The sequence below is a fragment of the Bifidobacterium sp. UBA6881 genome (assembly GCA_002451435.1).
Classification (GTDB): Bacteria; Actinomycetota; Actinomycetes; order Actinomycetales; family Bifidobacteriaceae; genus Bifidobacterium.
Genome location: DKCF01000020.1, coordinates 50,157 through 61,256 on the forward strand (window position 1 = coordinate 50,157; position 11,100 = coordinate 61,256).

Annotated in this window: 7 protein-coding genes and 1 riboswitch; of the genes, 2 read left to right on the forward strand and 5 right to left on the reverse strand. The window is 63.5% G+C overall.

Annotation, left to right across the window (positions count from 1 at the left end; genetic code table 11):
- Window positions 1-134: 134 nt before the first annotated feature.
- Window positions 135-440 (reverse strand): YhbY family RNA-binding protein, encoded by a 306-nt coding sequence (locus B3C64_RS01570; RefSeq protein WP_291533254.1) that lies wholly within the window; start codon window positions 438-440, stop codon window positions 135-137.
- Window positions 441-777: 337 nt separating this feature from the next.
- Between B3C64_RS01570 and B3C64_RS01575 the strand changes: the two genes are divergently transcribed.
- Window positions 778-915, forward strand: a complete 138-nt coding sequence (locus tag B3C64_RS01575; protein ID WP_291533255.1) for a hypothetical protein — start codon at window positions 778-780, stop codon at window positions 913-915.
- Window positions 916-997: 82 nt separating this feature from the next.
- Here the strand turns inward: B3C64_RS01575 and B3C64_RS01580 are convergent, their stop codons facing one another.
- The 4 genes from B3C64_RS01580 to B3C64_RS01595 all read right to left on the reverse strand — a co-directional run bounded on the left by B3C64_RS01580 (window position 998) and on the right by B3C64_RS01595 (window position 9,884).
- A complete protein-coding gene (locus B3C64_RS01580; protein ID WP_291533256.1) occupies window positions 998-3,445 on the reverse strand; it encodes an energy-coupling factor transporter ATPase in 2,448 nt (815 codons plus the stop codon).
- Window positions 3,446-3,545: 100 nt separating this feature from the next.
- Window positions 3,546-4,196: an ECF transporter S component gene (locus B3C64_RS01585; RefSeq protein WP_291533257.1), complete on the reverse strand. Its 651-nt coding sequence runs from the start codon at window positions 4,194-4,196 to the stop codon at window positions 3,546-3,548.
- Window positions 4,181-4,333, reverse strand: a riboswitch (FMN riboswitch). It overlaps the preceding gene by 16 nt.
- 180 nt (window positions 4,334-4,513) lie before the next feature.
- The gene (locus tag B3C64_RS01590; RefSeq protein WP_291533258.1) at window positions 4,514-8,335 is read right to left on the reverse strand and encodes a DEAD/DEAH box helicase; all 3,822 of its coding nucleotides are present in this window, start codon (window positions 8,333-8,335) and stop codon (window positions 4,514-4,516) included.
- Between the two features lie 127 nt (window positions 8,336-8,462).
- Entirely contained in the window at window positions 8,463-9,884 is a 1,422-nt protein-coding gene (locus tag B3C64_RS01595) for a C1 family peptidase (protein ID WP_291533259.1), read from the reverse strand.
- 258 nt (window positions 9,885-10,142) lie between these two features.
- On the opposite strand from B3C64_RS01595, the gene B3C64_RS01600 reads away from it, so the two are divergent.
- Complete coding sequence (locus B3C64_RS01600; protein WP_298046902.1) at window positions 10,143-11,063, forward strand: GmrSD restriction endonuclease domain-containing protein; 921 nt, start codon at window positions 10,143-10,145, stop codon at window positions 11,061-11,063.
- The last annotated feature ends 37 nt before the right edge of the window (window positions 11,064-11,100 follow it).

Sequence of the window (11,100 nt, forward strand, 5' to 3'; positions counted from 1 at the left end):
TTGCGATGCCAGACATTGCGGAATCTCGGAGGCCGTTTTCGGCCGGAATCGGATTCCATAGGGCGACGGCCCGGCAGGACCGGCGTTCCATATGCTCGGTCCCAGTCGTTGCGAGCCGGTTCCGCCATCGTCTCCTATTCGCGCACCAGACGGATGTGTTCCACGTCGTCGCGCTTGGAACGGCGGTAGAGCACGAAACGGTTGCCGATCACCTGCACGAGCTGCGCGCCCAGCTCTTCGGCGAGCCCCTCGCCCGCCTCCTTGGCGGTCAGTCCCGAACCGTCCAGCACGGAGCATTTGATGAGTTCGCGCTTCTCGATGGTTTCGTCCGCCTGCTTGATGGCGTTCTCGCTCAGGTCGTTTTTGCCTACCTGGATGAGCGGATTGAGTTTGGTGGCCAGGCCGCGCAGCTGCTTGACCTGCTTTTTGGTAAGTGCCATGTGTTTTCCATTCCTATCGTTATTGCCTGCTCAAGATTACCGTGAGGGCGGTAAAACGTTATGAAACCCGTTATGAGGCACCGCCGCGACACCGATCGGTACTTTTTCACGACGTCGTTGACGCCGGAACGCGGATTCCGTCGATCCGAAATCCGCGTTCCGTCAATGGGCAAGCCTGCATCCGACCGATGCGGATACCGCCGCGGCGGCGGAACGGGAATGGCCAAGGAGTCCTGGGAATGGGCGTCGCCATGCGCATATGGTGAACACATATCGCGCCATGACGTTCCATGAACGTCCAAGTCTTTCGGGTCCCGTCTTCGTTGGCGGAACCTGCATGAACAACCTGCCTTATTCCGCTGCCGAAGACCGGCCGGTAATTCGATTGATCGAGACGATGACCGGAACGACCTTCATCGCGGAACACCCCCTTAGATGCAGTGAAAACGCCACCCGCGCGCTTGCCGGCGGATGACCTGTCGGTTGTCGGGTATTATCTTGCGGCAGCCGTCCGCGCCTGTCTAGGGGGTGCTCACTATATGAGAGCTGGAGCGCCCTCACCTTCCGATATACGGCAACGCGGCCAAGGCCGCCAGATACGCCATGATGACGACGCATGCCACGATGTCCCTTCCCCGAATCCGCATGACGCGCCAATGCGTACGATCCACGCCCTCCTCGTAGCACCGCGCGTCAAGGGCGAGGCTGAGATTGTCGGCATGGCGGATCGTTCCGGCGAACACCGGCACGACGATGGCCGCCATCGCCCTGATCCGACGTATGAACGAACCGGTTTCTATGCTGCCGCCACGCGCCGACTGCGCGTCGGCGATCGCTCTGGCCTCATCCCCCAAGGTCGGCAGGAAGCGCAGCGCGAGACTCATCACCAACGCGATCTCCTGGGTGTGCACGCCGAAACGCGAGCACGGTTTCAGCACCGATTCGAACGCATCCGTCATGGCGGTCGGTGTGGTGGACGCGAGGAACATCGCGCCGATGACGATGACCACCGCGAAACGGCAGGCGTACAGCACCGCGATGCGCACGCCGTCATCGGTGATCGGGACCGGACCGAGATTCACCAGCACGTTGCCGGAACGCACGAAGAAGACGTTGAGCAGTCCACACAACACGAACAGCAGCAGGAACATGTGCACAGAACGGAACAACCGACGCACGCCGATCCGAGACGCGCATCCGATCGCGACGGCCAACGCCGCGGCCAGCAGCAATTGCCAGAAGGAGCCGATGGCGAACGCGGAGAACATCAGCACCAGAGTCGCCAGCATCTTCACTCGAGGGTCCAACCGCTGCACCCAGCCACGCGATGCGGACGGTGCCGAACCGGTGCCTTCGCGTGTGCCGCCTCGGTTCTCGTCGCGCCCCATGTCGCCGTCATGTGCCGAACGAACCCGCGCGGAACCACCCTGCCCGGCGCCATCCGCCGCGGCGGAAGAGCCGTCCGCATCCCGGCCTTCCAACGATTCCATCGTGACGATGCGGTCGGCAAGCGACTGCGCCTCCTCACGCGAATGCGAGATGACAAGCACCGTCACGCCCCGCTCCTTCAGAGCACGGATCAGCCCGTGCACGCGCGAGACGGCCAGCTCGTCAAGACCGGCGGTCGGCTCGTCCATGACGAGGACCTTCGGATGGCAGGCGACCACACCCGCTATGGCCACCAGACGCTGCTGGCCACCGGACAGATCGAACGGCGAACGATCCGCCAAATGCCCGATATGCAGCAGCCTCATCGCGCGGTCCACGCGCCGGGACACCTCCTCGGCATCCAGCCCTTGGTTGCGCGGGCCATAGGCGATGTCCTCCGCGACGGTTTCGGCGAACAGCTGCCGTTCCGGATGCTGCATGACATAGCCCACGACACGTCGGAGCCGCTCACGCTCCTTGCGGCTCAGCATCCGCGACGGACCATCGTCCCGCATGCGCGCCACCGCGATCCCGTCCACGACGATGCCGCCGCTCTGCGGTCTGGCCAACGCGCACAGCATGCGCGCCAACGTGGATTTGCCCGCGCCGTTGCGCCCCATCAGCGCGACGACCTCACCAGTGCGAACGGTGAGATCGAGGTGCCGGAACACGGCGGTTTCGGTGTCGGGATACCGGTATGCCACATCCCGCACTTCGATGATGGGATCGTCGGCAATGGAACGCGTCTTGGCGTGATCCGCCGCGACATCCCGCACGCGCACGCCCTCCGCATCCGCACGCGCATCCATATGCAAGACCCTTCCACCACCAACGCCGGCGACGCCCGCGGCATGCATGGCGTCGCCGGCGCACGCCACCCCCCTGTCATCCGAGACATCCGCCGCACGGCCATGCTCCAACCGCACCACGCGGTCGGCATGCGCCAACTCATCCCTATGATGCGTGACCATGACGATGGTGGTTCCCTTCGCCTGCAACGCATCCAGCACGCGCATCACCTCGGCGCGCCCCTGCGGGTCGAGCATGGCGGTCGGCTCGTCCAGAACCAGAACCGTGGAATCCATGGCCAGCATGCCGGCGATCGCGACGCGCTGCTGCTGGCCGCCGCTCATCCTCGTCGGATCGGACCGTCGGGAATCCGCCATGTCCACGGCTTCCAGCGATGCGGCGATGCGTCTGCCGATGCCGTCATGGTCGACGGCGAGGTTCTCCGGACCGAAGGCGATGTCGTCTTCGGTGACGGTGGTGACGATCTGGTCCTCCGGACGCTGGAACACCGCACCGATGCCGCGACGCGCGGCGCGGTATGCGGACGCGTGCGCGCCGGAATCGTCGAACACGACGTTGCCGAGCAGATCGACGTATCCGGAATCGGGGGCGACCAGTCCGGCGATCACCCGCGAGAGGGTGGATTTGCCGGAGCCGTTCGGCCCGACGAGGCAGATCCGCTCTCCCCTGCGGATGGTCAGGTCGACGCCGTCCAGCACCCAGGTGGCGCCGGAGTCGTAGCTGAAGCGGACGTCGCGCAATGCGATCACGGTGTTCTGCGCAGTCATGGATGTCGCTTTCCTTGGAATAGATAGCAGAAGGAACCTTCCGATATCTATTGGAAGGTTCCTTCGTGTTCATATGTTCATTGGCGATGACGAACGGGACTCAACGGTTCAGCAGTTTGGAGATCGGCTTGTAGACCAGGAAGGTGACCACGCCGTGGATGGCGAATTTCACCACGTTGAACGGCAGCAGGGCCGGCACGATCAGCGCCGCGACCTGGGCGGTGGTCATATGCGCGTAGAACGGCGTGACGATGAGGTTGCCGACGATCGCGGCGACCAGAGCCACGACCGCGCCGACGATGATGCCGATGACCGCTCCCTTGCGCGTCTTGCTCCTCCGGTAGACGAGCGCCGCCGGCACGGACAGCGCCAGCGCCACGAGCACCGCCATCAGCGTGCCCCACGGATTGGTGAACAGGTGCGGCACGAAGCCGAGCACGCTGACGATCACCGCCGCGGCCGGTCCGAACGCGAAGCCCGCGACCAGGCAGACGATGCCGGAAGGATCGTATTTGAGCCATTGGATGCCCGGGATGATCGGGAATTCGATGAAGCTGACGACCATGGCCAGAGCGACGAACAGCGCATACATCGCGATGCGTTTGGTGGACCAGCGTCCGGAATCGGCGACGCCCGTGGAGTGCGCGTTGTCCGGTCGGGACACGGTTTGCCGCTGAGGCGTGGCGTTCTGCTTGCCGTTGTGGATATCGTTGGATGAGGATGCACTCATGTTGAGCCCCGTTTCTTCCATCCGGACTATGACCGTTGGCTTCGGATTCCCACCGAATCAGCCGCTTTCGCGGGTCGCGGGCTTCGGCGTGGAACCGTTATGAACGTCGGTCGCGCCGTTACCGCCAGTAAGGAATTTCACCTTCCCTGAAACTTGCCTGACCATATATACGCGCATCAACGGATACATGCAAGCCGTGTTCCATTTTCACGGTCGTGGGGCACGGCGGGCGCGAACGGCCACGTCCGGCGATGTGAGCGTGGCACCGGCCGGGTCGTTGGATATGCCGGGCGCATATCGGCCTGCGCCGTGTCCGATACGCGCCCGCCGTTCCGCCGTCATGACAGCAGCGCGAGCAGGTCGTCCTTGCTGAGCGTGCCGACGCCGCCGGAGGCCGCGCCGTCGGTGAATTGCCTCGCCAATTCGTTCTTTTTTTCCTGCATGTTGAGGATGCGTTCCTCGATGGTGTCTTTGGCGACGATCTGGTACACGTTCACGTCCTGCGTCTGGCCGATGCGGTGCGCGCGGTCGGTGGCCTGGTTCTGCGCCGCGGCGTTCCACCATGGGTCGGCGTGGATGACCACGGAGGCCCCCACCAGATTCAGACCGGTGTTGCCGGCCTTGAGGGAGATGAGGAACACGGGGACGTCGTCGCCGTTGAATTCGTCGACGAGCTCGACGCGGCGTTTTTTCGGCGTCTCGCCGGTGATGGTGTAGAACGCCACGTCCCGTTCGGCCAGGCGCGTGCCGATGAGTTCCAGGAACGAGGTGAACTGCGAGAACACGAGCACCTTCTTGCCCTCGTCCATGCATGTGTCGACGAGCTGAACGATGGCGTCGAGTTTCGCCGAGGCGTTTTTCGCGTCCGCGTACACCAGCCGCGGGTCGCAGCAGATCTCGCGCAGCAGCGTGAATTCGGCGAGGATGCGGATCTTCTTGGTGTTGAAGTCGGCGTCCTTCGTTTTGGTGAGCGTGGCGCGCAGGCGCTGCTCGTGCGCGGCGTACAGTTTGCGCTGCTCGCCTTCCAGCCGGACGGTGAGCACGTTCTCGATCTTCTCGGGCAGGTCGGTGAGCACGTCCTTTTTGAGTCTGCGTTTGATGAACAGGCCGACCAGCGCCTGCAGCTTGTCCGCCATGACGGAATGTTCCGGACCGGGCGCCATGATCGGTTGTTCGTATTTCTCGCGGAACTTCGTGTAGGTGCCGAGCAGTCCCGGCATGAGGAAATCGAAGATGCTCCACAGTTCGCTCAATCGGTTTTCAATCGGCGTTCCGGTCAATGCGAAACGGTGTTCGGCCGTGATCCGTTTGACGGCCTTCGCCACTTTCGTGGCGTGGTTTTTGATGTATTGCGCCTCGTCAAGCGCCATCAACGCGAATCGGCAGTCGGCGTAGTCGTCGACATCGCGCCGCAGCAGATCGTATGAGGTGATGACCACGTCGGGCGCAGGCGTCGACGAATCGTCCTGTGGTCGGTTCCGCACGGCGATGCCGGCGATGGACTTGCGTCGTTGGGCTTTGGTGCCGGCGATGACCTCGACCGTGAGGTCTCCCGCGAATTTCTCGCATTCGGCGGCCCAATTGTACACCAGGGAGGCGGGGCAGACGATGAGGGCCGGTCCGCTCCCCCGCCGCGCTTCGATGAGGGCGAGCAGCTGCACGGATTTGCCCAGGCCCATCTCGTCGGCGAGGATGCCGCCGAATCCCTTGTCCCAGAGCGTGGAAAGCCATTGGAAGCCCTCCACCTGGTATGGGCGCAGCACGGTTTTGAGGTTGTCGGGCACGCTGTAGCGTTTCGGATCGATGATTTTGACGTCGTTGACGTATGCGTCGAAACTGTCGCTTTTGCCGTCGTCCCTCACCTGCGCGTCGAGCAGGAACGCCTGGTATCCGGGTACGGTGATGGTGCCGGAATCAAGCTGCCGCTCGTCCAGATCAAGGTCCGCGGCGACATGGTCGAGCTCGCTGAGATCGGCGTTCCTCAGATCGACGAAGGTCCCGTTCTTCAACCGGTGGTAACGGCGTTTTCTGCGATAGGATTCCAGCAACGCGCCGACTTCGTTCATCGGCACCTCGTCGGCGATTGGCGAGATCTCGACGAGATTGGAATCGACGGACAATCCGACTTTCACCGTAGGCGTTCCCGGCTGCATCATGCCGTCGAACGCGGCGGTGGAGAACACGCTGCCGACCGAACGGAGGATATCCACGCCGTCGGTGAGCATCAGCAGGATCGACTGCTCGTCCTCCTCGCGGATGCGCGCCACGTCGATGGAGCTCCATGTCGGGAACAGCTGCCGCGCCACCTGCACCGCGAAGGATTCGCGCGCCACATCCCGTTTGACCTGCGCGGCCTTCGAACGCGGATCGGGGTTGATCGTTCCGCGCAGTTCCTTGGATGTCGGCACGAGCTGGAAGAGGAAGTCGCCATAGCGCGCCACGGCCTCGCAGGTGATGCCGTGCAGGTCGCGGTCGAGGTAGTATTCGATCCGGCATTCGGAACCGGCCTGTTCGGCGACTTCCTGGGGGATGTCGAGGCCGATGCCGGCTTTGTTCAGTTGCGGCACGATGGTGCGTGCGAACATGGGCCAATCGTTTTCGGAGATGAACACGCCGTCCGGATCGCCGTCGCAGAGTTCCCTCAACGCGTGCAGGGCCGGTCGCAGGCCGTCCGTGCAGCGGAAGAATCCGTCGATGGCGACCTCCTGCGAATCGTCCGGGTCAGCGATATGTTCGGCGCTGAGGATGTAGAGGTTCCGTCGGCCGGTGATGATGGCGTTGATGGTGCGGTTCGCGGTGACGCGCACGCCGGAGGCGTTTCCTTCCCGCACGTATTCGGCGGAGAGGCGGAATTCCGGATCCCCCTCGATGATGTCGACGTCGATGTCCGCGGGCCCGTCATCGACGAAGTGGATGCGGCTGGGCGCGGCCTGCCGTTCTCGGACGATGTCGTCGATGACGATCCTTTGCAGGCCGTGGACGTCGCCGGCGGCGAGGAACCCACGCGCCTTGAGCTCCTTGTCGCGGTAGTCCTCCTGCGTCACCGCGTGGTACATGTCGAGCAGGTCGCATACCTCTCCGTCCGCGAGCATGAGTTCGCGGTCGACGCGCGGTTCGGGCGCATAGTAGACGCCCGTCTGCATCTGGGCGATTCTGCGTGTGGAGATCACCTGTTCCAGGAATCCGAGCAGTTTCGCGGAGAACGGGTCGAGCATGTCCGGCGTATGGGTGAAGGCGAGTTTCCGCCCGTAGGCCTCGTATGCGCCGCTCCGCATGTCGGATACGAATTTCGAGATGCCTTTGAGCACGTAGCCCACGCCGCCGCAGGCGATGCGCAATGAGAGGCTCCACGCATCCCGGGTTCTGGCCAGAGTGGGTTCGAGGCGCACGCTGCCGGGCGTGACCGTCACCGGTCCGGCCGACGCCCGTTTCGGCCGCGATGCGCCGCCTCCCGCCGCGCCCCGTTGCTCGTCTGCGAGACGCGTCTTCGCGTTGGCGATGCGTTTGAGCATCCTCAGCTGAGCGCCTTCGCCGGCGTTGTCGTTCCGCGCGTCGATGGAACGCATGTAGTCCGCCAGGTCGCGTGGCGTGGCGCCGCCCCGTTGGAATCCGTGGAACCGTTCCGGCTGGTCGAGGAACAGCAGCAGCAACGCGGCGACATGCTTGCACATGCCCGTGTACCGTCCGCCCATGGAGGTGTCGGCTGAAGATCCGTCGGCTTCCGCATGGCCGAACGTCGCATGGCCGAAGTCCACGCCGGAGCCGAAGTCGTCGTAGTCGTCCACGTAGTCGTAATCGTCGTAGTCGTCGTCCGCGCCATCGTCGAAGCTGCGGTATCCGGGCCTGTTGCGGTAGCCGGACAGCCGCCCAGTGCCATAGCCCCGCTGCGAGCTTCCGAACGCCGGGCAGGAGCAGTACCGCGCCAGGAACAGCTCGTCCTCCATATCGAGCGTGGCCTGCACCTCGTATCGGCTTGACGGCGAAGTGGTTCCGCGCACCGTCGCGCGCAGGGTGATGCGGCTGGATTCGGGATCGTTCAGGCAGTACAGATCGTTCATTTTGACACGCCACTGGTTCGCAATCCCGCGAGCGCGCTGCAGCACCGGCTGGCTGCATTCGCCGCGTAGTTCGTCGGAAAGCCATGCCAGATCGTTCGCCACCTGAACTCCATTCGTTCGTACGTTTGTTCTTCTGTGACCTGTGCGCCACTGTATCAGGGCGCGTGAACGGCGAAGGCCGCGGCCGGAGTCGGTCGTGGCCTTCGTTGATGTGTCGGAAGCGGCGGTTTCAGCGGCTGCGCTTGGTGAGGGGCTGCCAGGGGTCGAGTTCCACGGGTTCGGTGGCGAGCAGCGCGCGTGTGGCGTCGTCTAGGTATTCCTTGCGGATGATGATTTCGGTCACGAAACGGTCGAACCATGCGTCGGACGCGACGTAGTAGCCGTCCGCGCCGTTGTCCTTGCCCCAGCTGTTTTCGACCTTCCAACGGTTGGGTTTGCCGTTTTCGTCGAGGTTCACGCCGGTGAGCGTCATGGCGTGGTTGCTTGGGCTGTCGCCGTATTCGAGGCCTTGGGCCTTGTCGAAGGTGAAGTCGGTGCCGAAGAGCTGGTCGACGCGGACGCTGTCGCAGTCGAAGTAGCCTGCGGTGCGCAGGGAGAACTGGGTGCAGTCGCAGGCGAACCAGATGGGGTGTCCGGCGCTGATCTGGTCGACGGCGGCCTTCTTGAACACGTCGAGCGGCACGTTGATGAATTCCATGTCTCCGGCTTCGGCGACGTTCGCGGTGTAGCGGATGCGGTAGCGCTTGTTGAACGGGCGGTCCTTCATCGGCACGTTGCACAGTGTGGCCAGATCGTTGACGTCGACCGGCACGTATTTCTTGTAGAATTCCACGGGCGTGATGCCGTATTCGCGGATCTGCTTGCGCTCGTCCTTGCCGGTTTTCGGCTTGTCGTTCTCGGCTTTCTTGCCGTCCTTGGTTTCGTCGTTCTTCTTGTCGTCGTTGCTCACGCGTGCCAGGAAGTCGAATTTCGCCGGGGGTTCGCCGAGTGAGATGGCGCAGATGCGGTACACGGTGGACATGTCCTGGTCCTTGAGCGCGCGCAGGTCGTCCACGGATGCGCCGTTCGCGTGGCGGTCGCGCAGTTCGGCGGCGAATTCGCGCAGCTTGGTGTTGAGGTACTGCTTGAAGGCGTCGGAGTTCTTGGAGTTCGCGGATTCGGGGTACGCGCTCTTGGGCACGAGGCCGTACTTGTTCACCAGGTCGGCGAACATCTGCCACCAGCCGCCGTCGTCGGCCGGACCGTAGTTGATCTCCTGGAAGAGCCTGCCGTCGGTCGGCTCGTCGAGCGTGGAGAGCACGTTCTCCAGGTACGTGTTGGACTTTTCCATCGTGTCCCAGAAGAACAGGTAGGTTTCGGAGAATTCGAAGTCGTCGAGGCCCCACTTGTGCATGAGCTCGTAGCGCAGTGTGTTGAGGGACGCGAACATCCAGCAGCGGCCGGAATGGCGCTGGTTGGTGATGGAGCCCTGCTTGAGTTCGATGGAGAAGTCGCGGGGCAGGGCGCGCTGCCCCTTGTAGTCGGTGGCCGCCTCGAGCACGCCCGCGGACACCGCCGCGTTGGCGGCCACGAGGTTGGCGCGGTCCGCGTTGAAGTCCTTCGCGTATTGGGCGAGCAGTTCGGGCTTGATGGCCTTGGTGTTGTCTGTCATGGATCATTCCCCTTGTTCGATTCGTACGTTGTCACATTGTATGCCGCGTGCACGGCCGCGCAACCGGGCTTCCACTTATGCGCCATCGCGGAATACGCCATGACCGGAAACGACGATTCCTTCGCTGGGGTATCGTGGTACCGAGGTTATGCGAAGAGACCATGAGGAGAAGGAGTTCCCATGCATCACAGTTCTGCCAAGTTCCGTCCGGCCGCCGCTGTCGGAGCGGTCCTGCTGTCGTTCGGCCTTATGGCGGGCATGCTGTCGTCCACCGCTTCGGCGGCCGACGCGACGGACAACACCGGCGCCGGCGAGTCGGCGTCGCAGGTGCTCGAGACGCTCGCGGTGAAGGGCCGCGCGCCCAAGACCGGCTACAAGCGCACCCAGTTCGGCGTGGCGTGGAAGGATGTGGACCACAACGGCTGCGACACCCGCAACGACATCCTCAACCGTGATCTGACCGATGTGAAACACAAGGTCCTCACCCACGACTGCGTGGTGAAATCCGGAACGCTGAACGACCCCTACACCGGCAAGACCATCAATTTCAAGCGCGGCAACAAGACGTCCACCGCGGTGCAGATCGACCATGTCGTGGCGTTGAGCAACGCCTGGCAGACGGGCGCGCAGAAGCTCAGCAAGACGACGCGCACCGAGCTGGCGAACGATCCGTACAATCTGCTCGCCGTGGACGGCCCTGCCAACCAGCAGAAGTCCGACGGCGACGCCGCCACATGGCTGCCGTCGAACAAAAGCTTCCGCTGCGAGTACGTGGCGCGTCAGATCGGCGTGAAGCACAAGTACTCGCTGTGGGTCACGCAATCCGAGAAGAACGCGATGAGCAATGTGCTGTCGGCATGCCCGACGCAGACCATTCCGAACTACACCGGTACCAACGCGTCCGCTTCGGCCTCCGCCGACGGGTCCACGGCCGATGACCAGAGCGCGCAGCAGGAATCATCCCAGCAATCCCAGCAGGAGACCCAGCAGCAAACGCAGGAACAGGCCCAGCAGCAAACCCAACAGCAGACCACCACCCCCCAACAGCAGAGCGGTTCCAGCGTCTACTACCAGAACTGCACCGCGGTGAGGGCCGCCGGCGCGGCTCCGCTGTACCAAGGCCAACCGGGATACCGTTCCGCGCTCGACCGCGACCATGACGGCGTGGCCTGCGAATAACCACCAATCCCATCGTCATGAGTGGCTCGTGCCACGC

Excerpts from the sequence above, each read along its gene's own strand:
- B3C64_RS01575 (WP_291533255.1), top strand. The coding sequence starts at position 778 with ATGAACAACCTGCCTTATTCCGCTGCCGAAGACCGGCCGGTAATTCGA.
- B3C64_RS01570 (WP_291533254.1), bottom strand. The coding sequence starts at position 440 with ATGGCACTTACCAAAAAGCAGGTCAAGCAGCTGCGCGGCCTGGCCACC.
- B3C64_RS01585 (WP_291533257.1), bottom strand. The coding sequence starts at position 4,196 with ATGGAAGAAACGGGGCTCAACATGAGTGCATCCTCATCCAACGATATC.
- B3C64_RS01600 (WP_298046902.1), top strand. The coding sequence starts at position 10,143 with ATGCTGTCGTCCACCGCTTCGGCGGCCGACGCGACGGACAACACCGGC.
- B3C64_RS01580 (WP_291533256.1), bottom strand. The coding sequence starts at position 3,445 with ATGACTGCGCAGAACACCGTGATCGCATTGCGCGACGTCCGCTTCAGC.
- B3C64_RS01595 (WP_291533259.1), bottom strand. The coding sequence starts at position 9,884 with ATGACAGACAACACCAAGGCCATCAAGCCCGAACTGCTCGCCCAATAC.